The organism is Brevibacillus sp. HB1.2, assembly GCF_013332495.1.
Taxonomy (GTDB): domain Bacteria; phylum Bacillota; class Bacilli; order Brevibacillales; family Brevibacillaceae; genus Brevibacillus; species Brevibacillus porteri.
Genome location: NZ_JABMIU010000006.1, coordinates 245,965 through 271,375 on the forward strand (window position 1 = coordinate 245,965; position 25,411 = coordinate 271,375).

At 48.3% G+C, this 25,411-nt stretch carries 24 protein-coding genes; 12 read left to right on the forward strand and 12 right to left on the reverse strand.

Annotated elements, in window-relative coordinates:
- Positions 1-6 precede the first annotated feature (6 nt).
- Complete coding sequence (locus HPY28_RS17045; RefSeq protein ID WP_017250689.1) at positions 7-531, forward strand: type 1 glutamine amidotransferase domain-containing protein; 525 nt, start codon at positions 7-9, stop codon at positions 529-531.
- A 69-nt stretch (positions 532-600) separates the two neighbouring features.
- Here HPY28_RS17045 and HPY28_RS17050 read toward each other — a convergent pair whose 3' ends face one another.
- Genes HPY28_RS17050 through HPY28_RS17065 form a run of 4 tightly spaced genes read right to left on the reverse strand, consistent with a single transcriptional unit; the run spans position 601 to position 4,667 of the window.
- Positions 601-753: a hypothetical protein gene (locus HPY28_RS17050; RefSeq protein ID WP_167403199.1), complete on the reverse strand. Its 153-nt coding sequence runs from the start codon at positions 751-753 to the stop codon at positions 601-603.
- A gap of 4 nt (positions 754-757) precedes the next feature.
- Positions 758-1,993, reverse strand: coding sequence for a Ger(x)C family spore germination protein (locus HPY28_RS17055; RefSeq protein ID WP_017250687.1), 1,236 nt, complete (start codon positions 1,991-1,993; stop codon positions 758-760).
- Positions 1,986-3,092, reverse strand: coding sequence for a GerAB/ArcD/ProY family transporter (locus tag HPY28_RS17060; protein ID WP_173623947.1), 1,107 nt, complete (start codon positions 3,090-3,092; stop codon positions 1,986-1,988). The genes HPY28_RS17055 and HPY28_RS17060 overlap by 8 nt, the downstream gene beginning before the upstream one ends.
- Positions 3,093-4,667, reverse strand: a complete 1,575-nt coding sequence (locus HPY28_RS17065) for a spore germination protein (protein WP_017250685.1) — start codon at positions 4,665-4,667, stop codon at positions 3,093-3,095.
- 210 nt (positions 4,668-4,877) lie between these two features.
- On the opposite strand from HPY28_RS17065, the gene HPY28_RS17070 reads away from it, so the two are divergent.
- Both HPY28_RS17070 and HPY28_RS17075 read left to right on the forward strand, forming a co-directional pair.
- On the forward strand, positions 4,878-6,548 hold the full coding sequence (locus tag HPY28_RS17070) for a dynamin family protein (protein WP_174231008.1): 1,671 nt from the start codon (positions 4,878-4,880) through the stop codon (positions 6,546-6,548).
- Positions 6,545-8,512: a dynamin family protein gene (locus HPY28_RS17075; RefSeq protein WP_174231009.1), complete on the forward strand. Its 1,968-nt coding sequence runs from the start codon at positions 6,545-6,547 to the stop codon at positions 8,510-8,512. Before HPY28_RS17070 ends, HPY28_RS17075 begins: the two co-directional genes overlap by 4 nt.
- Before the next feature lie 110 nt (positions 8,513-8,622).
- On the opposite strand, the gene HPY28_RS17080 is transcribed toward HPY28_RS17075, so the two are convergent.
- The 3 genes from HPY28_RS17080 to HPY28_RS17090 all read right to left on the reverse strand — a co-directional run bounded on the left by HPY28_RS17080 (position 8,623) and on the right by HPY28_RS17090 (position 11,444).
- Positions 8,623-9,486 carry a hypothetical protein gene (locus HPY28_RS17080; RefSeq protein ID WP_174231010.1) on the reverse strand — a complete coding sequence of 288 codons (864 nt, stop codon included), beginning with the start codon at positions 9,484-9,486 and terminating at the stop codon, positions 8,623-8,625.
- Positions 9,487-9,575: 89 nt separating this feature from the next.
- The gene (locus tag HPY28_RS17085; protein ID WP_174231011.1) at positions 9,576-10,640 is read right to left on the reverse strand and encodes a hypothetical protein; all 1,065 of its coding nucleotides are present in this window, start codon (positions 10,638-10,640) and stop codon (positions 9,576-9,578) included.
- 234 nt (positions 10,641-10,874) lie between these two features.
- On the reverse strand, positions 10,875-11,444 hold the full coding sequence (locus HPY28_RS17090; protein WP_069847938.1) for a GNAT family N-acetyltransferase: 570 nt from the start codon (positions 11,442-11,444) through the stop codon (positions 10,875-10,877).
- A gap of 114 nt (positions 11,445-11,558) precedes the next feature.
- Between HPY28_RS17090 and pdxR (HPY28_RS17095) the strand changes: the two genes are divergently transcribed.
- On the forward strand, positions 11,559-12,980 hold the full coding sequence (pdxR, locus tag HPY28_RS17095; RefSeq protein ID WP_174231012.1) for a MocR-like pyridoxine biosynthesis transcription factor PdxR: 1,422 nt from the start codon (positions 11,559-11,561) through the stop codon (positions 12,978-12,980).
- On the opposite strand, the gene HPY28_RS17100 is transcribed toward pdxR (HPY28_RS17095), so the two are convergent.
- The 3 genes from HPY28_RS17100 to HPY28_RS17110 form a co-directional block, all read right to left on the reverse strand.
- On the reverse strand, positions 12,975-13,220 hold the full coding sequence (locus tag HPY28_RS17100) for a DUF3951 domain-containing protein (RefSeq protein WP_173623939.1): 246 nt from the start codon (positions 13,218-13,220) through the stop codon (positions 12,975-12,977). The two genes, pdxR (HPY28_RS17095) and HPY28_RS17100, sit on opposite strands and share 6 nt — an antisense overlap.
- Before the next feature lie 144 nt (positions 13,221-13,364).
- On the reverse strand, positions 13,365-14,828 hold the full coding sequence (gene putP, locus HPY28_RS17105) for a sodium/proline symporter PutP (RefSeq protein WP_174231013.1): 1,464 nt from the start codon (positions 14,826-14,828) through the stop codon (positions 13,365-13,367).
- A 186-nt stretch (positions 14,829-15,014) separates the two neighbouring features.
- The gene (locus tag HPY28_RS17110; RefSeq protein WP_017250677.1) at positions 15,015-15,494 is read right to left on the reverse strand and encodes an outer membrane protein assembly factor BamD; all 480 of its coding nucleotides are present in this window, start codon (positions 15,492-15,494) and stop codon (positions 15,015-15,017) included.
- A 124-nt stretch (positions 15,495-15,618) separates the two neighbouring features.
- On the opposite strand from HPY28_RS17110, the gene HPY28_RS17115 reads away from it, so the two are divergent.
- Positions 15,619-15,825, forward strand: coding sequence for a cold-shock protein (locus HPY28_RS17115; RefSeq protein WP_069847928.1), 207 nt, complete (start codon positions 15,619-15,621; stop codon positions 15,823-15,825).
- A gap of 116 nt (positions 15,826-15,941) precedes the next feature.
- Here the strand turns inward: HPY28_RS17115 and HPY28_RS17120 are convergent, their stop codons facing one another.
- Positions 15,942-16,142: a hypothetical protein gene (locus tag HPY28_RS17120; RefSeq protein WP_007728714.1), complete on the reverse strand. Its 201-nt coding sequence runs from the start codon at positions 16,140-16,142 to the stop codon at positions 15,942-15,944.
- 117 nt (positions 16,143-16,259) lie between these two features.
- A complete protein-coding gene (gene pdxR, locus HPY28_RS17125) occupies positions 16,260-17,699 on the reverse strand; it encodes a MocR-like pyridoxine biosynthesis transcription factor PdxR (RefSeq protein WP_017250675.1) in 1,440 nt (479 codons plus the stop codon).
- A gap of 107 nt (positions 17,700-17,806) precedes the next feature.
- Between pdxR (HPY28_RS17125) and HPY28_RS17130 the strand changes: the two genes are divergently transcribed.
- The 7 genes from HPY28_RS17130 to cimA all read left to right on the forward strand — a co-directional run bounded on the left by HPY28_RS17130 (position 17,807) and on the right by cimA (position 25,387).
- On the forward strand, positions 17,807-18,601 hold the full coding sequence (locus HPY28_RS17130) for a thymidylate synthase (protein WP_017250674.1): 795 nt from the start codon (positions 17,807-17,809) through the stop codon (positions 18,599-18,601).
- Entirely contained in the window at positions 18,598-19,074 is a 477-nt protein-coding gene (locus HPY28_RS17135; protein ID WP_173623935.1) for a dihydrofolate reductase, read from the forward strand. The genes HPY28_RS17130 and HPY28_RS17135 overlap by 4 nt, the downstream gene beginning before the upstream one ends.
- A 153-nt stretch (positions 19,075-19,227) precedes the next feature.
- A complete protein-coding gene (locus tag HPY28_RS17140; RefSeq protein WP_017250672.1) occupies positions 19,228-20,226 on the forward strand; it encodes a histidinol phosphate phosphatase domain-containing protein in 999 nt (332 codons plus the stop codon).
- Positions 20,227-20,301: 75 nt separating this feature from the next.
- On the forward strand, positions 20,302-21,495 hold the full coding sequence (locus HPY28_RS17145; RefSeq protein ID WP_017250671.1) for a M20 metallopeptidase family protein: 1,194 nt from the start codon (positions 20,302-20,304) through the stop codon (positions 21,493-21,495).
- A 117-nt stretch (positions 21,496-21,612) separates the two neighbouring features.
- Positions 21,613-22,719 carry a YheC/YheD family endospore coat-associated protein gene (locus HPY28_RS17150; RefSeq protein WP_174231014.1) on the forward strand — a complete coding sequence of 369 codons (1,107 nt, stop codon included), beginning with the start codon at positions 21,613-21,615 and terminating at the stop codon, positions 22,717-22,719.
- 87 nt (positions 22,720-22,806) lie between these two features.
- The gene (locus HPY28_RS17155; protein ID WP_174231015.1) at positions 22,807-23,646 is read left to right on the forward strand and encodes an alpha/beta hydrolase; all 840 of its coding nucleotides are present in this window, start codon (positions 22,807-22,809) and stop codon (positions 23,644-23,646) included.
- 118 nt (positions 23,647-23,764) lie between these two features.
- Positions 23,765-25,387: a citramalate synthase gene (gene cimA / locus HPY28_RS17160; RefSeq protein ID WP_173623931.1), complete on the forward strand. Its 1,623-nt coding sequence runs from the start codon at positions 23,765-23,767 to the stop codon at positions 25,385-25,387.
- The last annotated feature ends 24 nt before the right edge of the window (positions 25,388-25,411 follow it).

The following is a 25,411-nucleotide window of genomic DNA, read 5'->3' on the forward strand; positions in this document are numbered from 1 at the left end:
AGAACGTTGAGACTTGCAGGAAAACAAGTGGTTTGCTTCGTCGAAAGTGAATTTGAGGATCTCGAGCTCTGGTATCCAGTGATGAGACTGCGAGAGGAAGGCGCTACCGTCCATTTCGTCGGCCCCAAGGCGAATCACGTCTACATAGGGAAATACGGTGTACCGTGTGAGGCTGACAAAGCGATGGCAGAGGTCAATCCTGCCGACTATGCAGGTGTACTCGTCCCAGGAGGGTGGGCACCTGACAAGTTGCGCCGCTATCCGGAAGTGCTGTCGTTTGTGGTTGCGATGCACGAGGCGAAAAAACCGATTGGGCATATTTGCCATGCGGGTTGGGTGCTTGCTTCCGCAAAAATTTTGCGTGGGGTAACCACGACGTCGACGCCAGGCATTAAAGATGATATGGAGAATGCAGGCGCGATTTGGGTAGATGAAGAGGTCGTGGTAGACGGTCACATTGTGGGTTCCCGTAGACCACCTGATTTGCCTGCGTATGCCAAAGCGTTTGCTGATTTGCTGGCACAACAATAGGAAAAGAAGGAATAAAGGGCTTGCTCGAAATACTGAGTAAGCCCCTTTTTGACGTTGATAGAGGTTTTGTTACGAATTGGAGTCATTGCGTTTCTTCCACGGCGGATCGCCCAGCTCGTGAATCTTGTTATTGATTTTAAAAAAAAGATAGGGAATCAAAAACGCCAAGACCGTCCCTGTGAAGGTCAAATACGGAGGGACTACGCCTAAAAATTTGAACATGGGATCACCTGTTGTTTTGGCGTTCGGTACGGTTGATCGCACCGATATTACGTAAATAGACTTTTGCTTGAATGGTTATCTCACTTTTTTCATACAGACGCTGCCCTGTTTCCCAGTCCTGCCGAATCTTTTTCCATAGCGAGAAATGATGCTGCTTCAGATAGCTGCCAAGCTTGATGACATCCACTTTCATCTGCTTATGGACCTTCCTGATGGTGTCATTACTCATTCGCTCAATTTCTTCGGCAAACACTTTTTCAAGCTTCTCCATTGCCGTGTTATTTAAGGAATCCATTATGGCGTAAGACTCGGCCAATGTGCCTTCACATTCGATTTCTATCGTGAATTTCATGTGCTGCCGATCGCGTAAATCTGCTTTAATACTATGCTTGATTCCTTGGATGTTCATTGAGACAAGGTTGTTTTTAAACTTACCTTTTACCATCCCTCCGCTAACTTTTCCCGTGAGAAAATTCAGTCCCTCCGTCTCTTCTTCCCCGAGAAAACCTATCATCTGATTGTCATGGGTAAAAACAGCGGCGCCTGCTAATTTTACCTCCTGCTCTTCAGGTCTGATGCGCGGAACCACAAAACTGTACGGACTGAGAAGCTCCTCGTGGACATCGCCCAATCGGACCTCTGGAAGCATGCGGGAATTTTTATTAACGTTTTCTCCAATAGAGTTGACGTAAATAGCGGGCAGCTTCTCTGTTTTCGGTTTGACTTCCAGTACTTCTTTGGCAGGACCATTTGAGATAAATACCTTGCTGCTTCGTCTGGAATCTGGATCACGCAGATAGAAATCCAGTGCTCTGGCAAAACCGTTTTTCGTACGGGCGACATCTTCGGAGACGATCAGGATTTTCATATGCTGATAAAACGGAGTTCTGCTGGTCCGAGTAGCCAATTCGCGGGAAATCTCGAAAAGAGAATCCCCCTCGGATATGAGGTTGTGGTAAGCCTCATTGGCTGTGTTTTGACCACCACCACCGCTTCCTTGGCCGCCGGAGATCAATCCACCGGGGACGACGAATTGATGTGTGACGAGAAAGCGTTCTTTTACTTGAGGTTTGTCTGGAGCTTCTTGTTTGGCTTGCTGCTCAGCTTCTTTTGTACGAGGTTTATCAATCGCTACACCTACCACAAATCCGCGTTCCTCAATTTGAACCTGATCCCAGCATCCAGCTAGCAGTGTGGAAAGAAGCAAGCAGATGCTACAGACAATGAGTCGTCTATTCATTGCTTTTGACACCTCGCAAAACGGCGATTACAAGCAGCAATATGGGACATAAATAGACGACAACGATCCCGAAATAGGTGACACTGTCAGCGAACGTAAAGAAGTCGACCAGGTTTTGTGGAAGCATCGCGACAAAATAAATGATGGGAGAGAGGATCAGGACCCACACGGTTTTGTGCACATTAAAAAACATAGACGACAAGTTCAGCACCGTAATATCGAGCCACATTGCACAAGTGTTGAAGATCGTCATGATCCAGATGGTAAAGAAGATGGATTCCACCCGTTCAAAAAAGCCCCCAGGGATTTCTACCTCTTTTGCCAGCTCAATGGTTGGATAGGTCAAATTCGTTGCAACGTCAGCAGAGAATACACCGATGACGAACATGTAGATGGTCATGTAGAGCAGAATAGGGATCGAAAGACCTAACGTAACAGCCCGTGTACCTTCTTGGGGATTTTTCATCAGCATGGTATAGAAAAGAATGATTTCAAAGCCGGAATAAGACAGCCCGACATCTTTGGAACCTGCCAAGAGAGAGCGCCAGTCCGAAGAGAAGAAGGGACGTATATTTTCGACCTCAAATAACTGAGTCGTAAAAAGCAAGACAATGAACATGACGACAAGAACCACAGGCAAAAACAGCAGGTTGAGCCGCAGCATGGCAATACGTGATCCAACCACGGAATATTGAACGATCAAGAGAAAGGAGAGCGTGATCATTTCCACCGGAGTGTTGTAGAACAGGTATTGCTTGGCGATGTTTCCGATTGCCCTGATTTCAAACGAGACAAATAGCATCGTGTAAATACAGACGAGAGAGGTCAAGATGTAGGCGATCGGTTTGCTCGCAATGATCGAGCTGTATTCAAAGAAGGTTTTTCTCGGAAACCGAGCCGCTAGCTTGGCAAGCAGCCAGCCAATCAGGCACGCACAAAGACCGCTGATCACGACGGAAATCCATCCATCGAATGCTCCGGTTGCCTTGGCTAAAGAGCGGGGAAAAGTCAGGATGCCGACGCCGATTGTGACTGAGGCAATGTTAATCCCCATATGATTTTTGCTGATCATTTTCTCCGCCAAGGTTTGTGCACTCACTTACGACCCTCCTGTATTCATTCGGTTTTCATCTTTTGTGTGAAGGGCATCTGGTCGGGTTTTCAAAAAGGTAACAGGTGCGCGCAAAATCATATCCTTCCAATCCCTCGGCATATGTGGAGCAAGAGGCGCCAAATAAGGGTACCCGATGCTGGTCAGATTGGATAAATGAATCATGATGGCAATCAAGCTTAACACCACGCCATAAATACCAAAAATGGCTGCCATAAGCATGGCGAAAAAACGAATCATTCGAAAGGCGATGGCAAGGTGATAAGAAGGGATGGCAAAAGAAGCGATAGCAGTGAGGGCGACGACGATGACCATGACAGGACTGACGATGCCCGCAGAAACCGCTGCGTCACCGATGACGAGACCGCCGACGATGCCGATGGTCTGGCCGATCGGTTTCGGTAAGCGTATTCCGGCTTCCTGCAACAGCTCCATCGTCGTCACCATCATGATCGCTTCTACGAAGGCCGGAAACGGAACCCCATCACGTGTGGCGGCAATCGAGAAGGCGAGATCAGACGGGATCAAGCCAGGGTGAAAGGTGACGAGAGCGATATAGAAAGCGGGCGAATAGACGGCCAGAAAAGCTGCCAAATACCGCAACAGCCTAGCTAATGAACCGACAATCCAACGCTCGTAGTAATCCTCTGGTGAATGCAGGAGCAAGCCAATCGTCACAGGCAAAATGAGTACCATGGGAGTGCTGTCCACCAATATCGCAATGCGCCCTTGAAACAATGCTCCACTGACTTTGTCGGGACGCTCCGTATTATGAATCTGCGGAAAAGGCGACAGAAAATCATCTTCAATCCATTGCTCGATAAAACCGGACTCTTCTATCTCGTCAACATCGATCGTAGAGATTCGCCGTCTCACTTCATCCAGTAGTTCTGGATCAACGATGTTTTCAATGTAGGCGATGATCACATCTGTTCGGCTGCGTCTGCCTATGATGGACCCTTCAAAGCGCAAGTTCGGGTCTTTGATACGTCTGCGTATATGAACAGTGTTGTCCCGGATACTCTCCGTAAAGCCGTCCCGCGGACCTCGAACCAAGCCTTCGGAGACCGGCTCCTCAATGGAGCGAGTTTTCCATCCCTTGCTGTCGACAATAATGACTTCGGTCGATCCATCCACAAAAATGGCTGTATCCCCGGAAAGAATGCCTTCGAGTATTTTTGTCAAATCCGTTGCTTTCGATATTTCAACGACAGAAAGGACTTCTTCATAAAGCATCCGGACAATCTCATCTGGTTCAGTCGGTACTACTTTGGAAGCAGTCGAGATCATCAACTGGATTTGTCCGAGGACTTGCGTATCCAGCATGTCGCAGTTCGCCAATCCATCAATGGCAATAACGGCACAGGAATGTTTGGTGTTGCCGATCGTAAAGGAACGAATTAATAAATCGTGTGGGCTGCCCAGCACGGTCTTGAACGTCTCCATGTTTTGCTGCAAACTGGTCGATAGCGTAAGCGTAGGATCATTTCGCTGCTGCAAACGCTGTGCGATAAGAGAGGGAGTTTTCTTTTGGCGACGCTGGGACAAAAATCTGCGCATCATTTGAAGTTCCTCCCGTTCAGAATGCGAATATCATGTTAGTGCGATTTTTTCCAGATGAGAGGAAAATTATGCGGAAGAATAGGCGAATGCTAAATCTTTCATAGTTTTAAATTGAACTCATCTGTGACCTATGTTACATTCGGCATGGTAGAATAGAGTGTAGGAAATAAGGAAGTTCATGAACAGGAATTAGTAGAGAGAGTAGGAAAGATGGAGAAGGGTGGAATAGAAGTGCTTGACAGTCAAGTATTGATCCGGGAAACGGACTTTTCCCGACTGGCACATACATGGGAAGAACTCGCGGAAGTCATGAAATCGCAGGGAGACGAAACTACGCCTCACAAGCTCATTCAGCTGGCTGCGAAAACAAAGCGCGCTGAGCTGAATATTGCGTTTTGCGGACATTTTTCCGCTGGAAAATCAACGATGATTAACACGCTTCTGGGTGTCAATTTGCTACCGTCCAATCCGATTCCGACCAGTGCGAATGTTGTTAAGATTCGCGGCGGAGAAAAAGCGGCTCGCGTCTTCACCCTGAACAGCGGAGTCCTTACATTTGATCCAGATACGGAGATGGAGAAGCTCAAGCAGTTTGCTGTTGACGGAGATACGGTAGAATCCGTAGAGGTTTCCTATCCGGGAACATTCCTTGACGAATACGCCAGCTTGCTCGATACACCGGGCATTGACTCCACGGATGCGGCACACAAAATCGCTACGGAGTCTGCGCTGCATTTGGCTGACGTCGTCATTTACATGATGGATTATAACCATGTTCAAGCCGAAGAGAACTTCAACTTTACGAAGACGTTGAAGGACCGTGGCAAGCCAGTCTATCTGGTTGTGAACATGATCGATAAACATATTGATTTCGAATTGGATTTTGATAGCTATAAGGAAAGCGTCGAGGAGGCATTCGCGACCTGGAACATCCATCCGGATGGTATTTTTTACACGTCGCTTGCGGAACCAGATCATTCTGAGAACATGTATGAGGAATTCAAGGGCATGCTTGCGCAGTTGATTGCTGATCGTGAAAAGCTGGTTGGCACGAGCGTTCGCAGTGCTGCCGAGCATTTGATCGATGAACATATCCAAGTAGTAAGAACAAGCCAGGCAGATCAACGCCAGCAGTGGGAAGCCCAGCTGGATGGTCTGGAAGTAGAAGGCATCGACAGTCGTAATGCAGCGGCTGTGCAGGTAGCGCTTGAGCAGGAGGAAGCGACAGCAGCGGCTCTAGAACAGCGTGCCGAGGATGCCCGAATGCAGATGGAAAAAGAGCTGAGTGTCCTTTTGGACAATGCTCGTTTGACTTATTTCAGCACGAATGAAGCAGCACGAAGCTATTTGGAGAGCCGCAAACCGGGCTTCAAGGTTGGGTTGTTGTTTGCAGGCAAGAAGACAGAGGAAGAACGCGCACGTCGCGAAGAAGCCCTTCTCGTCGAGTTCCGCGAAAAAGTGGCGGGAAATCTCGACTTCCATTTCAAAGAATGGCTCGGCAAGCAGCCGCAAGTGTTTGATTTGCGGAGCGAAGAATATCACGCCAGCGTTCACGCGAACAAGATCGAGATTACGGGCGAGTTCCTGAGCAAGCACATCAAAGAGGGTGCTGCCTCGAGTGAGTACGTTCTGAACTACTGTGCGGATATTTCCAGTGGGATGAAGCTGGAGTACAGACGCGTGGGTCTCTCCTTTATTGCACAAGTGGTTGAGATGATCAAGGAGCAGGTGCGTGTAGAAAGTGCAGCTCAAGGCGAGCGCCTTGGCGTATTGCGTGAAATGGCTGCGCTGCATCAAAAGCTGGCAGGACTGGCAGCGAGAGAAGAAGAAACCAAGGGTCGTCTGTTGGCGATTATGCGTGGAGGAGAACAAGTAGCATGAATCAACTACGAGACAAACTAATTGCGGCAGCAGAGCGTCTGCGGCGCGCAAGTGAAGAAGTCGTTACCGTACCAGGAATGCAAGCACAGGCACAAGCGATGCTGGATCGAGCAGATCGCCTGACAGCCAATCGTTTTACTGTCGCACTGTTTGGTGCATTCAGTGCAGGGAAATCGTCTTTTGCGAACGCCTTGATGGGCGATCTCGTGCTGCCAGTGTCACCGAACCCGACAACAGCAGCGATCAACAAAATCATGCCGCCTACGGATACACACCCGCATGGCACTGTTCGTGTCGTCATGAAAGAGCGTGAAGCCATTGAGCAGGACGTGATCCGTTCCCTTGCTGTCTTTGGTATGATCGCTACTGATCTCGAAGGGGCACTGGCAGAGCTCGGCAAGATCGATGTCGCCCAAATCCCTCCGACGGCAAAACCGCATTACACCTTTTTGAAAGCTGTTACAAAGGGGTTGCCAGAGATGTCGGCTCATCTGGGCGGCGAGCTGCTGGTTGATATGCAAGCGTTCAAAGGGTTTGTGGCAAAGGAAGAAAAAGCTTGTTTCGCAGAGTACATCGAGCTGTTCTATTCTTGTCCACTAACCGATCAGGGTATTGTTCTGGTAGATACCCCTGGTGCTGACTCCATTAACGCACGTCACACAGGTGTGGCGTTCGAATACATGAAAAACGCGGATGCGGTCCTGTTCGTGACGTATTACAACCATGCCTTTGCACAGGCTGACCGCGAATTTTTGCTGCAAATGGGGCGCGTCAAGGATACGTTTGAAATGGACAAAATGTTCTTTATCGTCAATGCTTGTGACCTCGCAGCGAATGAAGAAGAATTGCAGGGTGTTCTTACCCACGTAGAGAAAAACCTCCTCTCGTGCGGCATTCGCCTCCCACGTATTTATCCAGTGTCCAGCCAGACTGCTCTGTTGGCACGGATGCATGAAAAAGGCAAGCTGGCAGCTTCTGCGGAGAAAGTATACCGCCAACGCACGAATACGGCTGAAGGCGAGCCGCTTATGCCGGCAGATGAAGCATTCAAATTCTCGGGAATGGCTTCGTTTGAAGCAGAGTTCCTCCGCTTTACGATTGAAGAGCTGACGCAAATTGCGGTGAATGCTGCAATCGGTGAAATCCGTCGCGCCCACGATACCTTGGCAGAATTCATGCGTATGGCACAGTCCGGAGAAGACGAGCGTCAATTGCGCAAAGAAGCAGCAAGCACAGCCAAGACACAGGCTCTATTAGCTGTTGAAGCACTGTCTACCGCTTCGTTCGAGCGTGACTTGGCAAAAGAGCGCGAGGAGCTGCTTTACTACGTTCGCCAGCGCTTGTTCTTCCGATTCAACGAATTGTTCAATCTCGCTTTTAACCCGGCTGTCATCAAGGAAGATGGACGCAACATGAAGCAAGCACTGCAAGGATGCTTGACTGATCTTCTGCGTTCGATCAGCTACGATTTGGCGCAGGAACTGAGAGCGACTACCCTTCGTTTGGAGAAATTCACGAACAAGCAGGGGACATCACTTGTTGCAGCGTGGCAAAAGGATGCACAAGGATACGCAGCAGGGTTGACCTTGGCACCATATCAGCAGCGACAGGTGGAAACACTGTCCTTTGCTAACGAACTGCCAGTAGCCGAATCTGCATTTGCATCAGCGATTTCCTTGTTCAAGAACACCAAAGACTTTTTCGAGCAGGATGGCAAAGCGAAAATGCGTGAAGAACTGGAAAAGCGCATGCAAGAACCAGTGAGCGGGTATGTAGAAATCGGAAACAAGCAGCTGGATGAGCAGTTTTCTACGCTGTTCCAAGAGCTGGTGGCGCATGAGCGCAATCGCGTCATCGACCAGATCAACGAGTATTTCACAGGTCTGTTTGCAGCACTTGAGATGAACATTGATCTCGACGAGCTGGCGGCAAAAGTGAGTCGTGTGGCGGCTGAGTTGGAGTAACTTGACACGATTATAAAAACGAAAAGGGCAGTCCCTAGAGGGATTGCCCTTTTTACGGTAGAAGGGGAAGGAGCACATAGCGAATCTGCGCTTCAGCCTAGGCCCATCCATCACTCTACCCGCAGCAAAATATGCTTGAATCCATCTTCGTCGCGTTCGTGCTGAAAAATAACTGTCCACGTCAATGTTTCATCAAAAATGTACATATCAGAGGTGAATCGTGTATAGTTTTCTAGCAGATGCTTTGCGCCCATCTTCATTACTTTGTCACGAATCATCTCTTTACCAAACGTGCTGTACCCTTCCCAAAATACGAGTACCTCACTTTTCTGGAGTAAAAATGATACAGCTTCATCTTTGGACATACCCTCTCTGGCGATACCTTGATCATTATTTTTGAATCTCGCTAATTCCCAAAGGCAACCTTGGTACTGTGAAACATATCGCTTATATAAAAATCGGCGAAAGCTACAGCTTTCCGTATCAAAAAAGATGGAAACATAGCGTTCTTTTAATGACTTAGAACGTTCTTTCTCTAAAGATGAAATCATACGTGTATTCACAACATCAGGACGATACTGAACTGGGCGATAGTAAAACTCTTGTTTATCGCCATTTTTTTGCGGTAATTTAGTAGAAAATCCATAGCTAATCTCATCGATATAATTTGTCCTAGCAAACATATCTAGTTCGTACTGCAGTTGACTCTTGTGAAGCTTGGCAAATTCTCCTGCTGGTATCGTTTTCGCAAAGCACCCATCTGGAATGTGTGCAATATGGCTCACTCTTTTCCCGATGATCGTGCCATCTGAATCCCACACCTCAAATATTTTTTCTGGCTCAAGTACATGTTCAATCTCAGTGAGCCGAGGATTGTAAAATTGTGCGTAATCATCGTCGTGAGAATCAAAATCCAAATCCTCTGGGACCCCAATGACGATCACCTCGTCGAGTTTACATATGTCCAGCCTCATGGTTCCTCCTGTGGTGTGCACGATTCGATTTTAACATCCAGTATAAGTAAGAGATGACGTAACTGTAAATACAGTTACGTCAAAAAGGATCAGCCCATAGATTTCCAAGGATAGAAATGATGACCATCCATTTGTTCCCAATTATCGTTTCTTTTTTTTAGCAGGTGATAGTGAGGGAGATTAGCTGGGCGAGTTCCTCGGCTAGAAACATAATGTGCTTGATGGTGAATATTCTTATACCCAGTTTGGGTTACTACGTCTTCTGCTCGGCTCTTTCTAACACTAAATGTATCTTCCTCATCTTTCGCAGCCAGTTTAGCTGCTGTAAGGGATAGCGGTGTGGTAACGAGAACTCCACCAGAACTATTCAATCGTGCTCGAAAGTGTTTAACATTATTCTTTTTAATTTCATCTGCAATTTCACTAGTCATTGTTACACTGTCTGTGATAACTCGGGCATAAGAACGTCCTTCATTTTCTCTAATATTTCTCTCTAAGGCTGCTTGGTTTTCTAAATAGTTATCTAAATACTCACTCACAATAATGGCACCTGTAACCAACGCCACAAAGTCTCCCACAGGCAAAGGGCCATCAATTGCTGCCAAAGCTCCTAATGTAACCAATCGAGCTGCTAATTGCCGTTCAGTCATTTTAAGTCCAGCGTTGCCTAGAGCCTTTATTGCAGCACTTTCTGACATAGAACTTCGCAAGCTCATATTTTCCTCTGGGAAGCTTTGATGGATTTGATAGTATTCGTAGTATTCTTGTGCAAGCGCATCTATTCTTGCAAAGTCTTCCTGCAGGTCGTTATAGTTAATATCCTCTGATTGTTTTGCTTTCATGTTAGATGTTCGTTTAGGCTGATGTTTATCAATTATTGATGCAACATCTTCGAAATAGTATACATCCTGTTCATTAATATAGTCTTTTATTTCTTCTACCATCTGGATTCTTTGCGGTTTTTCTTCAAAATCTTCTTTAGAGATGCCAGCAATGAATGACTCGATGTCACTTCGCTGAATTTGTTGCTTTTCTACTATTTCCTCATTGGCAAACGCACTGTTAGAGTTGGAAAAGAATAACCCAAAAATCAGTAGTAATTTAACCCAAATTATTTTTTTCATCACGTATTTCGTTTGTACTACTGGTGCCAAGTAGTTACAAACTTCACTCCTCTCAAATGAATTAATTTCTAGTACCTTAAGGTTTCGGTAAGGAATATATTGTAAACATTTACAGTTTGAAGCTTATCATAAGTTTGAATATATGTAAATTATTGTTATTTTATAAATGATAAGGCGATCGATAAAATCATGCCGCCAACAATCAATTTTTCAACAAGTAAAAAGGGCAGTCCCCGTCTTGTTCAGACCAGGGATTGCCCTTTTTCATTTCCGATTCTCCCATTCCTCCCGCAAAATCCCCATCTTAATCGCATCGAAATATTCACCGCGTACAATCCTTGCTTTGCGCACCCGCGCTTCTTCCACCATTCCCATGTGAGCAGCCAGCTTGATCATCCGTTCGTTGCCGGACCACGTACCAATGCCTAAACGGACAGTATCCATGTGGGTGAACAAGTAATCGATCCACATCCGAAAGGCTTCCCGGCCATAACCATTCTGCCAATAGCGGGAGTCATAAATAACGATTCCGATTTCGCACCAGTTCGTCTCCTCAGATACCCAGTAGCGACCGACACTGCCCTTTAGCTCGCCGTCAATCTCAATCATCAGTTCGGTTCTTGGTGCACCTGTCCCAACGAGAGCAAGAGACTCCTGGTGGCGTGGGAGGTCGCGATATTCTTCTTTTGTGTACGGATCAAGCGGTTTGTAGGGGCCATTCCAATTGAGATGTTCACGATCCTCTGCTTCGTACTTCCAATAGTAGATGGTATCCAAATCTTCTGCTCGAATATCTCGCAGAACGACCTTTTCTCCTTGCAAATGAATACGCATGACTTGTTCTCCTTTCGTGTGGGTGAATCTGGTACAATCATTGTAAAAGAGAACTGCTCCTATACACAGTGACAGTTTAAGAGAGTTAGATGGGGACAGATTGGAGGGCCGTTGATGGAGTACATGCCGATCATGAATGCACAGAGCAAAGAACCTCTGTATCAACAGCTATACAAGCAATTGAGCAAACGGATTGCATCAGGAGAGATACCGTCCGGAACCAAGATGCCGTCGATCCGTCAGTTGATGAAAGCGAGCGGAGTCGGAAAAAATACGATTGAGGCAGCCTATCAGCAACTGCTCGCAGAAGGCTACATCGTGAGCCGGGAGCGGAGTGGCTTTTTTGCTGCCGAGATCGAGAGATGGTCAGAGCCAGTGGATCAGGATGAGGAGATTGCCTTGTATTCGTCCATCTTGAAAAAGAAAAAAGGGGAGCATCTCACCTGTCGCTACAACTTTCATGGCTCTGTCATCGATACGAAGTCCTTTCCTTACGCTGCATGGCGTTCTTGCATGCTGGAAGCGCTGGATATCTATCCGGAGGACTTTTCTTTTTATGGGGATGATCAAGGAGAGTGGGAGCTCCGAGAAGAGCTCAGTACATATTTGCGCAGAGCACGTACGCTCATTTGTCGGCCTGAGCAAATCATCATCGGCACCGGATTACAGCAGGCTCTCAGCTTTTTATGTCTGCTCTTGGCAGATCGGCATCGTGTGGTTGCCATCGAGGAGCCTGGCTATGCAGATGCACGGATCGTCTTTTCCCATCACGGCTATGAGGTCGTGCCCATCCCGTTAGCGGAAGAGGGCCTGTCCATTGAAGCTTTGGAGAAAAGCAAAGCAACGGTCGTGTACACGACGCCTGCCCATCAATTTCCGTATGGGATGGTGATGCCAGTCGGTCAGCGTCAGCAATTGCTGCAATGGGCAAAGAGAAAGAACGGAATCATCATCGAAAATGATTACGATGGCGAATTCCGCTACAATGTTCACCCTACGCCATCTTTGCAAGGGATGGATCGGGACGGATGTGTTGTTTATATCGGCAATTTTTCCAAAGCATTTTCTCCAGCACTTCGCTTGGATTATACGGTACTTCCGAGGCAGTTGCTCGGGCGATATTTGGAAGCATTCCAGGCGTATCCTTCTCCGGTTTCCCGCCATTTGCAACGAAGTATGCAGTTGTTCATGCAAAAAGGATATTGGGAAAAGCATGTTCGAAAAATGCGCACCGTCTATCACCGCAAGCACGATGCACTGCTTCGGGCGATACAGACCTACATGCCCCGGGAAGTCCGAGTTTTGGGACAGTCAGCAGGGCTGCATATTTTGCTCGAGGTAGATACTTCCCGAACGGAGAAGGAGCTGATCGACCTGGCGCGTGCGGCCGATGTTCGCGTTTATCCGAGCGGCCATAATTGGGCCAATGATCCGACAAATGCACGACCGCGAATCATCGTTGGATTTGGCGGAGTGGAGGAACAAGACATTGCGGTAGGAATCGGTCGTTTGGCAGAAGCTTGGTTTTCATTATGATCTGCGCTTTTGCCGAATCTTCTCGTTCTTATCCTTGTCATCCCCTTCTTCTTCCTCTGATTCTTTCTTTTCGATCTTTTGCTCATGGAATTCAACTGGCGTTTGCCCGAACACGCGATCTAGCGGAGTGTAGTAATGCTCAACTGGTTTCTTTTGCACAAAAAAGCGGTAGCAAGCGATCCCGAGCATGCCAAAAATCAAAAGGGATACGCCAATAATCAAGCCGGACATCATCATCATCTGTTTTTTTGTCCCTCCTTATTTTTGAGGTTATCGATGATTTACGATGGGGGCCTCAAATAGTTTCAACAGAAAAAAGCAGCCTATGGCGTGGGACAGGGCAGTTGTCCAGCGCATAGGCTGCTTGGCATTTATCGGCAAGGATTATTTCATGCTTTTTTGGTACTCATCAAACTGAGAGGTTACTTCATTTGAAGGCTTGCTGGTCAAATGGCTGACAACTACGATGGCGAGCAGGCTAATGGCAAAGCCGGGAACCATCTCATAAAGGAAGTCCTTCAGTACATCAAAACGAGTCCAGATAATAACGGTAAGTGCGCCAGCGACCATACCCGCGAGAGCACCCCATTTGTTCATGCGCTTCCAATAGAGGGAGAGCAGAATGACAGGCCCAAACGAAGCGCCGAATCCGGCCCACGCATATCCGACGAGATCGAGGATCGTGTCATTTTTATTCAAGGCGAGTAAAAAGGCGACGACAGATACGAGCAAGACGGACAGGCGGCCAATCGTGACCAGCTCTTTGTCAGTGGCAGAACGCTTGAAAAAGGTTTTGTAAATATCCTCGGTCAAGGAGCTGGACGTGACGAGCAGCTGAGAGGAAATCGTACTCATGATCGCTGCCAAAATCGCCGCCAGCAAAAAGCCGGTAATGAGTGGATGGAACAGGATCGTCCCCAGCTGGATGAAGATTGTCTCAGGATCGCTCAACGTCCAGCCTTGCTTGGAGTACAGGGCGATACCAACCAGACCTGTCAGCATGGCGCCAGCGACGGAGAAAATCATCCAGCCCATACCGATGCTGCGAGCTTTTTTGATCTCACTCGTGGACGTGATCGCCATAAAGCGAACGATAATGTGCGGTTGTCCGAAATAGCCAAGTCCCCATGCAAACAGGGAAATGATGCCGAGCAGGCTCGTCCCTTTAAAAATATCGAGCAAAGAGGGATCGACAGCGTGGATCTCCGTAAATGTTTCTCCCAATCCGCCTGCGGTAAGAACGGTCACAAGCGGAACGAGAATGAGTGCGATGACCATAATGAGTCCTTGTACAGCGTCCGTCCAGCTTACAGCGAGGAAGCCGCCAAACAATGTGTAAGCAATGGTGACCAATCCGACTATCCATAGTCCGGTTTGATAACTCAGGTGGAAGGTGTTTTCAAACAACACGCCTCCAGAAACGAGACCAGATGAGACGTAAAAAGTAAAAAAGATCATAATAACAAGAGCCGAGACAAGACGAAGCATCCGAGACGTATCTCCGAAACGATTTTCCAAAAAAGCAGGAATCGTAATCGAGTTGTTGGCAACCTCCGTATACGAACGAAGGCGGGGAGCGACGTACAGCCAGTTGGCATAAGCGCCGAGAGTCAGACCGATCGCGATCCATGATGCGCTAAGACCTTGGGCAAACATGGCACCTGGCAACCCCATCATCAACCAGCCACTCATGTCGGATGCACCCGCGCTGAGAGCGGTTACAGTTGGACCTAGCGATCGACCACCAAGCATATAGTCAGTCAGATTGGAGGTACGTTTGTAGGCATAATAGCCGATTAACAACATACCTGCCATGTACACAATAATAGATGCGAGCAGCATATTCATTGGCATCACCTCGTTGTGTTTAGTATTTATGAATTTTATATGAACATCTTACACGTTATCATGCCCAATTATAAAAATCTATAAGGAAACACAGAAAATTATGTAGAGCCTCAATAAAAAGTTTTTTAATAACACGAAAAAGCCCGCGAAGATTGATCGCAGGCTTTTCTAGAAATGTTTTCCAAATTACTGTACTTGAACCTGACCGTTTCCGTCGAGTGTTACTTTGAATTCCTTTACGACAGTAGGCTCCGCACCCTGATTGTTCAAATCGTGCTTAAGCACTTTGAAAGTACCATCGGCAGAGAGCGTGCCTGTATATTCAACACCAAACATGTCAGATTTGTAAAAGCTGAAGTTCGCTAGCTCGGTCTTTTGCAATTCTTCCACGAGCAACTGTCCATCTCCGCTGAACATGGCATTACGTAATGCCTCAGAGGATTCGTATTTTTGCTGGAGGTATGTTTGTAGTTGTTTGGCGACTTCAGACTCAGCCAGTTGCTTGCCGGCTTCGAGAACTTGTTGTCCCGCTTCGACAGCCTGTTTGCCTGTCTCAATCGCTTGCTGTCCTGTTTCTACTGCTTGCTGGGCGGTTTGTACCCCTTCAGATATTTCGGAGCAGGCAGTGAGCAGCAGCGCGCATGCAACAATCAAAACTTTTTTCATGTGGTTCACTCCTTTCTGGCGTGACGATTCTTACTTTATTTATTTTACCGTATATCCACTGACTTCGCATCCGCATATGATGAGGTAAGCGTAAGAGCTGCATTGATTACAGGGAGGAAACACAATGATTCAAGGGAAAGTAAAATGGTTCAGCAAAGAAAAGGGCTATGGGTTTATTGAGCGCGATGGAGGACCTGATGTATTCGTACACTATTCTGCGATTACGGGGCAAGGTTACCGGAATTTGGAGGAAGGCGAGCAGGTGATTTTTGAGATTGTGAATGGACAGCGGGGGTTACAAGCAGCCAATGTAGCGAGGAAAGTCGTGTAAAAGAGTTATCATCTTCTAAACACACATGACGAAGGACTTCCTTCGATTCAAAAACGCCGTCATACCTGTACAAGGCAGACGGCGTCTTATTTATGTCATGTTGCGTTCGGGATTGATCAAAGGTTGTTGTAGAGAAAGACTGACAATGCAATGACCAGAGCGATCGTAATGATGCCGTAAATGATCAACAAATTGCGGGAGCGTTGTTTAAAGCCCCGTACTTTGGATTCGGATGGGTTAATTCCGATTTTAATCGTAACGACCAGACCTATAAGAACAAGTACAATAATAGCAATAATGAAAGGCAAAATACTCATAACAGCCAGTCCTTTCTGTATGGCACAGTCATCCTGCTGGATATACACGAGGATGCATACGGTAGCCTACTTCGATCATATACCGACCGTACAAAAATGTTGCCATCCACTTGGGGATTATTTTGCCCATCCACTTGCCATGAATGCATCCGCTAAGCGCGAAACTGCCTCAGGGATCTGATCTGTGGTAGCTCTGCCAAAGGTGAAGCGAACATATCCTTGCTCTGCCCCGAAAAGATGTCCCGGAACGAAGACAACTCCCCGTTTGACTGATTCTGTGAGAAGAGTTTCGCCGCTCCATTCCCCTTTGAATTTACACCACAAGTGAATGCCTCCTTCTGAACCGACCATTTCTACTTGGTCACCGAACTTGTCTTGAAGCGAGGAGACAAGCTGATCGTGCCGCAAGGATAGCTCTGTTCGCAGAAGATCGATGTGACTCACAAACTGAGGGGATCCGAGAAAGCGATTCGCGAGCCATTGCGGAAAAATGCTGTGCCCAAAATCAAACTGCTGTTTCGCATCTGCCAGTCTTTCCATGACAGTAGGCGGCCCTACGATCCAGCCGATCCGCAGACCTGAGGCTACAATTTTGGTCAAAGAGCTGATGTAGAGTACTGTTCCGTGTTGATCCAGCGATTTTAAGGTTGGGACGGGCTCTCTTGAAAAACTGGTCAAGCTATATGGATCATCCTCGATGATCGGAATCCCGTTTTCATAGGAGAACGCGAGCAATTCCTGGCGACGCTCTAATGAAAGCAGTGTCCCTGTCGGATTTTGATAATTCGGATTGAGAAAAACCATTTTGATGCGGTGCTGGCGGTGCAGCTGTGCCAAGTGCTTTGGATCGATTCCGTCCCGGTCGATAGGCAGTGAGAACGTACGCAAGCCAGCGGAATGAAAAAGCGGCAAGGAATAACAGTAAGACGGCTCCTCAATGGCTACCGCATCTCCTGGCTTTAACAAGCATTGAACGACGAGGTGAAGAGCCTGCTGCGCTCCTGACGTGATCATGATCGAGGTAGCAGGTGCTGCGATGCTTCGCCATGTTTTCATATGGAGACTCAATGTCTCTCGCAAAGCCCAATTGCCCTGCGGATGCTCATAGCCGAGATGAGCGGGGAAGTCATCGGGGGTCATGAGCTGCTGAAGTGTTTGATTGGGGACGAGATCGGTCGAGAGCTCGCCACTCGCCAAATCAATCAACTCATTTTCCTGTGTTTCACGACGGATTTTGCGAATCAATGGTAAATTCGGACGAAACGACCCTGACTCCGTCAGATGACGCCAGTTCGGAACGCGTGTCCGTGCGAGTCCCCAAATATCTTGGCTGACAATGGTACCACTTCCTTGAATGCGCTCGATCATACCTGCTGCTTGCAGCTCATCGTATGCCGCGACGACGGTCGAACGGTTGACATTCAGTTCCTTGGCCAGGGTGCGCTCCGAGGGCAAATAGCTGCCAGGACCGAATTCACCACTGCTGATTCTTTGCTCGATTTGCACTGCTATTTGTTTATATAAGGGCTTTGTAGCCGTAGAAGATATACCATCCATCCCGAATCCCGCTTTCTACATTTATCCATTTATTATATCATGACATTCCGATCTTTCATTTTCGTCTGGGTCAGGTAAAATAGATGAGATGGAAGGAGAGATGGACGATGAAACAATACCTGGATTTGTGCCAGCGCATTTTAGATGAGGGTGTCACAAAAGAGGATCGGACAGGCACCGGAACGACCAGTGTTTTTGGGCATCAGATGCGTTTTGATCTGAGTGAAGGCTTTCCAATGGTCACAACGAAAAAGCTGCATATGAAATCGATCATCCACGAATTGCTCTGGTTTTTATCAGGCGATACCAATGTCCGCTACTTGCAGGAAAACGGCGTGCGGATATGGAACGAATGGGCCGATGAAAACGGAGATTTGGGCCCGGTATACGGAAGCCAATGGCGTTCCTTTGCGGGACGCGACGGCAAAACAGTGGACCAGATTCAATGGGTCATTGATGAGATCAAACGCAATCCGGACTCTCGCCGCTTGATCGTTAGCGCGTGGAATCCGGCTGAATTGGACAAGATGGCATTGCCGCCTTGTCACCTGTTGTTCCAGTTTTACGTAGCGAATGGCAAGCTATCCTGCCAGCTGTATCAGCGCAGTGGCGATACATTTTTGGGTGTGCCGTTTAATATCGCTTCCTACGCATTGCTGACGCATATGGTGGCGCATGTCACTGGACTTGAAGTGGGCGATTTTGTTCATACGATCGGTGATGCTCATCTGTATCTCAACCATATCGAGCAGGTCAAGCTCCAGCTCACTCGCGAGCCGAAAACACTGCCGAAGCTCGTGCTCAATCCAGAAGTGACTTCGATTTTTGACTTCAAATACGAAGATATTGAAATCGTCGGCTACGAATCCCACCCGCACATCAAAGGCGAGGTGGCCGTATGATCAGCCTGATTGTTGCCTATGCCCGCAATCAAGTCATCGGAAAAGATGGCGACATGCCGTGGCACCTACCTGCTGACTTGAAAAATGTGAAGGAATTAACGACAGGCCAAACGATCGTCATGGGACGCAAAACGTTCGAATCGATCGGCAAGCCGCTGCCTAACCGCAGAAATGTCGTCCTGACACGCAGCCAGGACTTTCACCCTGAAGGTGTAGATGTCGTCCATACGAAGGAAGAAGTGCTCGCACTGGGTGATGTCATCATCTTTGGTGGCTCGGAAATTTATCGTCAGTTCCTCGATGTTGTTGATCGGCTGTACATTACGGAGATCGATTTGGAAACTGAGGGCGATACGTTTTTCCCAGCATGGGATCGGGATGCTTACACCTTGGTGGACAAGCGTGAGGGTATCGTGGATGAGAAGAACGTTCATCCGCATGCGTTTTACGTGTATGAACGAAAAAATAGCTGATAATCGAAAATGCCTCGTTGCTGAGGCATTTTTTTGTTCTTTTTTCACCTCTTCTGCTTGGTTGCTCGTCATGTGAATACTCGACATATGTATGGAACCACAAGCATATAAACGATAGAAAATAGCAGGGACGAACCCAAGGAGGTGATCGGGATGAAGGTAGACTTTCACGTCCATCTGGAGGAAGGGCCGTATTCGCTGGACTGGTTGCTCAAGCAAGCGGAATCATTGCGCCCTCTCGTGGAGCATGCCGAAGTGAAGGGGAGCCGAAAATGGGCTAGTATGCTGACCGATGGGTTGGCTGAGCGCCTTCAACAAGGCCCGTATTCACGGGACTGGCTTGAATTGTATCGATTACGTGCCAAACAGGCGGGGATTCAGCAAGTTTGCGTGGTGGAGCATTTATATCGTTTTCTTGAGTATCGGCCGTACTACGAGCAGCATGTGCACATCGGCTCTGATCGCTTGGGGACGGCACAGCGCAAATGGCTGAGTCAGGTCGCAAATGACTCTCTGGACAGCTTTGTTGTTTTCATGCAAAAAGAGCGGCTTCGTTGGGCGGAGGACGGAATTGACCTGCGTGTCGGGATTGAACTGGATTATTTTTCAGGTGGAGAAGAGACACTGCGGCATGTCATCAATCAATATCCTTGGGATGTGTGCATAGGGGCCGTACATTTTCTGGAAGGCTGGGGCTATTCGATCCAGGATGCACGAGAACGCTTTGGAAGACAGGAACTAATCGGATTGTACAGCCTTTATTTTGATAAGCTGGAGCAGGCGATCGAATCGCAATTATTTGATGTTATTGCCCATATCGATGGCATCAAAGCGTTTGGTGTGCGACCGGATGAAACGGCACTATTGCCGTATTATCAGCGTGTGGCTCGAGCTCTTGGACGCAGGGAGATTGCGACGGAAATCAATACAGGCTACGGTCTGGCGAGTCAGCTCCGAGAATTTTCGCCCAGTTATCGCTTTCTGGAAATTTTGTTCCAGAATGAGGTACCTATTACCTTGGCGTCTAGCGCTACTGCACCTGAGCAAGTCGGTCAGCAGTTGGACGAGGCTCGAGCGCAGTTGAAACGAGTAGGCTATACGAGCTTTGCGGTTTTTGAGAAGCGAAAACGCAGCATGCTCGCTCTGGATTAGTCAAGCTCCCCATTTGGCCCATGATTCTGCTATGATGAAAGAAGAATGGTGCATCCAGTGGGAGGAATAAAAACCATGGCCTTGCAGGAACAATTAAAAGAGCTGCTCAAAGAGATGGAGCCGCAAATCATTAGCTGGAGGCGTCATCTGCACCAGCATCCCGAGCTTTCCTTTCAAGAAGAGAAGACCCCAGCCCTTATTGCCGAAATATTGAGAGGACTTCATTTTGATGAGGTTCGCACAGGCGTGGGCGGTCGAGGAGTTATCGGCGTTTTGCGCGGAGGTCGCCCGGGAAAGGTCGTCGCGTTGCGTGCGGATTTTGACGCATTGCCGATTCAGGATCAAAAAGAGGTGCCGTATAAATCTACCGTACCTGGCGTTATGCATGCGTGTGGACATGATGCGCACACTTCTCAGCTGTTAGGACTCGCTTCTGTGTTGGCAGCACATCGTGAGCAGTTTGCCGGAGAAATTCGCTTTGTCTTTCAGCATGCGGAAGAGGAAAATCCGGGTGGAGCTACCCAAATGGTTCAGGATGGTGCTGTAGATGGCGTCGATGCGATCTTTGGCGTTCATCTCTGGTCGATGTTCCCTGTGGGCAAGGTGTATATTAGTGCAGGTCCGCTCATGGCGAATACGGACGACTTTTCCATCGAGATCAAAGGAAGAGGGGGACACGGTGCTGTTCCAGAAGAAACCGTCGACTCCATTGTGATCGGTTCACAAATTGTCGGTCATCTCCAAACGATTGCCAGTCGCAACGTCAGCCCATTAGAGAGTGTGGTCGTGACCGTGGGGACGTTCCATGGGGGAGACAGTACGAACATCATCGCAGATAGCTGTCGTTTGACAGGGACTGTCCGCACCTTTTTGCCAGCCGTCCGCGATCGTGCGGAGCAGCGTCTGACAGAAATTGCGGAGGGGACAGCTGCCATGATGGGAGGTAGCGCTACGGTTGTCTACGATCGAGGGTATCCAGCCGTCATTAACCATGAAAAAGAAGCAGCGATCGCACAGGAGGCAGCCATTGCTGCATTCGGAGCTGGTCGCGTGGAGTCGATGAAGCCGTTGATGGGTGGCGAGGACTTTTCTTACTACTTGGAAAAGGTGTCCGGCGCTTACTTGTTCGTAGGGGCAGGCAATCCGGAAAAGCTGGCGACATATCCACATCACCATCCCCGCTTTGATATCGACGAGGATGCCATGCTGATCGCAGGCGAGCTCTTGGGACGAACAGCGTTGCACTATTTGGAAACACATCAACAATAAGAAAACTCATGAAAGATGCGCTTTTGCCTACATAGGACAAAGGCGCTTTTTTTGCTTTCAACCATAAGCTATACGAGGCTAGCTAGAAAATTGAACAAGGGAGGGAGTGGCCTTTCGGTGAGAAAACGGATAGGCGTACTGACCTACCGAAGAGAATCAGGCTTTGTCGAGCCCGGTTTTTTACGAAGGCTGGTTGAGGAAGGGAGAGAAATGGGGGCAGAGGTTTTTTTGTTTAGCCCACAAGATGTCCAGTTTGCAGAAAAGCGGATCAACGGTTTTGTACCAGATGGCACGAAGTGGAGACGAGAGTGTTTTGCCTGGCCCGATATCGTCATCGACCGTTATCGCTACTATCCATTGCCCAAGCATCGTGCCTATTTGCCATTTCGCAAGCAAGACTGGTTTCGTTATGCGAATAACCGCTTCTCGAACAAATATGTCGTTCATCAGATTTTGATACAAGATCCTGAGCTACAGCGCTGGCTTCCCGAAACACTCCCCTACGACAGAAAAACGCTTGATGCGATGCTTGCCGATCATCGTCTGGTTTATCTCAAGCCGACAAACGGCACAGGTGGCAGAAGCATACTGCGTGTGGAGAAACGAGCAGGTCGCTATCTTTTGCATGGCAGGACCAAGAAGCAAGCCAAAAGCTGCGAAAAACTGGCGACGCTCACAGAGGTGTGCGAGCGTCTGGAGCATTGGATGAAGAATGAGAAGAGCGGAAACGAGCAGTTTTTTCTTCAACAGGGGCTACGGTTGTCATTGGTTCCCAAGCGAACAGTTGATGCTCGCATGCTTGTGCAAAAGGACGGGAAGGGTCAGTGGTGCTTGACCGGGATGGGCATTCGCGTTGGGCCGTTACAATCGTCCACCTCGAATTTGCATGGGGGAGGAATCGCTTTACCTGCTGTTTCCTTTTTGGTCGAACGATTTGGTCAGGAAATGGCAGAGCGGATTGTGCTGGAATGCAAGGAGCTCGCGATCAAGACTGTCACACGCATTGAAGAGCATTTCGGCCTGATGATGGAGTTTGGCTTTGACCTGGGTATTGATGTTCACGGGAAGGTTTGGATTATCGAAATCAATCCGAAGCCGGGCAGAGAAATTTTCAAGCAGTTGCGTCAGCATAAGCGATATAAGATGGCGGTTCGACGGCCGTTGGAGTATGCGTTGTATCTCGTTAATAAAGAGAAGTCTGAGCGACTGAGGGATCTTCCATAGAGGAAGGTCTCTTTTTTGGTATTTCCGTTTCTTTTCAGAGGGGGACACGGCATAATAATAAAAAAATGCACAAGAGGTGAAACGCACATGCAAAAGCAATCATTTTCCATCGCACTCGACGAGGAGTTGACACTGCGAGGAGACATTCATACGGAGGAAGCGGCGGGTTCAGCACAGTCGCTGCTACTATTTTGCCATGGCTTTAAAGGCTTCAAAGATTGGGGAAGCTTTCCCTACGTAGCCGATGAGCTCGCCAAGCAAGGCATTACCACGATTCGCTTTAACTTTAGCTGCAATGGCGTAGGGGAGAGCTTGACGGAGTTCGATGAGCTGGAGAAATTCGGGCGCAATACGTATGCGCGTGAACTGGCTGATTTGCAAGCCTTGACGGAACGGATTTTGTCAGGCGAGCTTCCTGTACCTGATTATGTGGACAAAACGAAGCTGTACGTATTGGGACATAGCAAGGGCGGCGGTGACGCGATTTTATTCGGAGCAAATAACCCGCATGTGGCAGGGATTGTGACCTGGAACGGAATCGCCCATGTCGATTTGTTCGACGAGAAGCTGCGCCAACAAATAGAAGAGACAGGCGTCGGATACATAGCGAATGCGCGAACCGGTCAAGATATGCCAATCACGAGAGTCGTGATCGAGGATGTGGACAACAATCGCCAACATTACGATATTTTGGAACGTGTTTCTACGATGGAACAACCACTGTGCATCATCACAGGAGAAAAAGATTATGTCCGTCTGGTAGAGGGTGCAAAAAGAATTCATCAGGCTGCCAAAAACAGCGAGCTGCACTGGATAGAAGGCGGAGATCATACATTTAACACGCGTCATCCGTTTGCAGGAACTTCGGCTCCGTTGGAAGCTGCGATCAAACAAACCGTCGCATTTGTCCGCACCCCACGGACATAGAAAAAACCTCTATTTTCCTGCGTTTTCTTTCCATTTGGGCTGTGGTATACTGGGTATCGTCTAACGGTTTGAATGATGTGATTATTCAGAAAAATAACAGAACAGGTGGAGAAGAAACATGAATAGCAAGGTGTATCTGTATGATACGACCCTGCGAGATGGTACGCAGGGAGAAGGGATCAGCCTGTCGGTAGAAGACAAGATAAAGATCGCACTGCGGCTGGATCAGTTTGGTATCGATTTTATTGAAGGCGGTTGGCCAGGCAGCAATCCAAAGGACATGGCTTTTTTTGAGCGTATCCGGGAGATTCCGCTGCAGCACGCAAAGGTAACGGCTTTTGGCAGTACCTGTAGACCGAATGTAGCAGCGGCGGATGATGACAATCTGCAAGCGTTGATCTTAAGCGGGGTAGGCGCGGCGGCGATTTTCGGGAAATCATGGGACTTGCACGTGACGGATGCTCTCAAGACGACATTGGAAGAAAACGTGCGCATGGTCGCTGATTCGGTCGCATTTTTAAAAGAAAACGGACTGACGACTCTCTTTTTGGCAGAGCATTTTTTCGATGGGTACAAGGCGAATCCGCGCTACGCATTGCGGGTGCTGGAAGCGGCAGAAGAAGCTGGAGCTGACTGGATTGTTCTCTGTGATACAAATGGTGGAACACTGCCGCATGAAGTCTATGATATTGTCAAAACGACTGTCGGCCATCTACGGACGCCTGTAGGCATCCATCCGCATAATGACAGCGGAGTGGCAGTTGCCAATACGTTAGCTGCGATTCAAGCGGGCGCACAGCAAGTACAAGGAACCATTAATGGCATCGGTGAGCGCTGTGGGAACGTCAACCTGATCTCCGTGGTTCCGAATTTGCAGCTCAAGCTCGGCTTTCACTGTGTGAGCACTGATCAATTGCAGGAGCTGACACAGCTGTCGCGCTATGTAGCGGAAATTGCCAACATGACGATGCCGAACAACCAACCGTTTGTCGGTTATAGTGCTTTTGCTCACAAGGGTGGTATTCACGTAAGTGCCGTGATGCGCGACCCGAAAACGTACGAGCACATCGAGCCAGAAAACATCGGCAACAAACGTCGCGTACTCGTCTCAGAGCTAGCAGGACAAAGCAATTTGCTCGCCAAAATGGAAGAGCTGGAGATCGATCTGTCGCTGGATCGCGAAAAGGCGAGAGAAATCATTACACACATCAAAGAGCGCGAATTCCAAGGCTATCAATATGAAGGAGCAGAGGCTTCGCTAACGCTGATGCTGCTGGAAGCCTCCGGCAAGCTGAAAAACCTGTTCAAGCTGGACTCATTCAAAATCATGCTGGAAAAGGCAGCCGTCCAATCGATCACGTCGGAGGCGACTGTGAAGCTGCGTGTGAACGGGGAGTCTGTCCATACGGCAGCTGATGGCAATGGTCCGGTGAACGCACTGGACAATGCCATGCGAAAAGCATTGGAAGGCTACTACCCGTGCATTGCAAAAATGCAGCTAGAAGATTACAAGGTGCGTGTCTTGGATGAAAACGGCGCGACTGCCGCCAAAGTACGTGTCCTAATCGAATCCTCGAGCAACGGCGAAAAGTGGAGCACAGTCGGCGTCTCCACCAACGTCATCGAGGCGAGCTGGGAAGCGCTGGCAGACAGTATCCGTTACTTACTCTGGAAGGAAGGCTGCGAGGAAGTCGGAAGCCTTGCTTCCTCCGGGACGCGCGTAGGGATTGTGAATCATTAATAAAGAGACCAGCCCGCGCATTTG

Coding starts and splice junctions, on each gene's coding strand:
- HPY28_RS17050 (WP_167403199.1), bottom strand. CDS start 753: ATGTTCAAATTTTTAGGCGTAGTCCCTCCGTATTTGACCTTCACAGGG.
- HPY28_RS17055 (WP_017250687.1), bottom strand. CDS start 1,993: ATGAATAGACGACTCATTGTCTGTAGCATCTGCTTGCTTCTTTCCACA.
- HPY28_RS17065 (WP_017250685.1), bottom strand. CDS start 4,667: ATGATGCGCAGATTTTTGTCCCAGCGTCGCCAAAAGAAAACTCCCTCT.
- HPY28_RS17070 (WP_174231008.1), top strand. CDS start 4,878: ATGGAGAAGGGTGGAATAGAAGTGCTTGACAGTCAAGTATTGATCCGG.
- HPY28_RS17075 (WP_174231009.1), top strand. CDS start 6,545: ATGAATCAACTACGAGACAAACTAATTGCGGCAGCAGAGCGTCTGCGG.
- HPY28_RS17080 (WP_174231010.1), bottom strand. CDS start 9,486: ATGAGGCTGGACATATGTAAACTCGACGAGGTGATCGTCATTGGGGTC.
- HPY28_RS17090 (WP_069847938.1), bottom strand. CDS start 11,444: ATGCGTATTCATTTGCAAGGAGAAAAGGTCGTTCTGCGAGATATTCGA.
- pdxR (WP_174231012.1), top strand. CDS start 11,559: ATGGAGTACATGCCGATCATGAATGCACAGAGCAAAGAACCTCTGTAT.
- HPY28_RS17100 (WP_173623939.1), bottom strand. CDS start 13,220: ATGATGATGATGTCCGGCTTGATTATTGGCGTATCCCTTTTGATTTTT.
- putP (WP_174231013.1), bottom strand. CDS start 14,828: ATGAATATGCTGCTCGCATCTATTATTGTGTACATGGCAGGTATGTTG.
- HPY28_RS17110 (WP_017250677.1), bottom strand. CDS start 15,494: ATGAAAAAAGTTTTGATTGTTGCATGCGCGCTGCTGCTCACTGCCTGC.
- HPY28_RS17115 (WP_069847928.1), top strand. CDS start 15,619: ATGATTCAAGGGAAAGTAAAATGGTTCAGCAAAGAAAAGGGCTATGGG.
- HPY28_RS17120 (WP_007728714.1), bottom strand. CDS start 16,142: ATGAGTATTTTGCCTTTCATTATTGCTATTATTGTACTTGTTCTTATA.
- pdxR (WP_017250675.1), bottom strand. CDS start 17,699: ATGGATGGTATATCTTCTACGGCTACAAAGCCCTTATATAAACAAATA.
- HPY28_RS17130 (WP_017250674.1), top strand. CDS start 17,807: ATGAAACAATACCTGGATTTGTGCCAGCGCATTTTAGATGAGGGTGTC.
- HPY28_RS17135 (WP_173623935.1), top strand. CDS start 18,598: ATGATCAGCCTGATTGTTGCCTATGCCCGCAATCAAGTCATCGGAAAA.
- HPY28_RS17140 (WP_017250672.1), top strand. CDS start 19,228: ATGAAGGTAGACTTTCACGTCCATCTGGAGGAAGGGCCGTATTCGCTG.
- HPY28_RS17145 (WP_017250671.1), top strand. CDS start 20,302: ATGGCCTTGCAGGAACAATTAAAAGAGCTGCTCAAAGAGATGGAGCCG.
- HPY28_RS17155 (WP_174231015.1), top strand. CDS start 22,807: ATGCAAAAGCAATCATTTTCCATCGCACTCGACGAGGAGTTGACACTG.
- cimA (WP_173623931.1), top strand. CDS start 23,765: ATGAATAGCAAGGTGTATCTGTATGATACGACCCTGCGAGATGGTACG.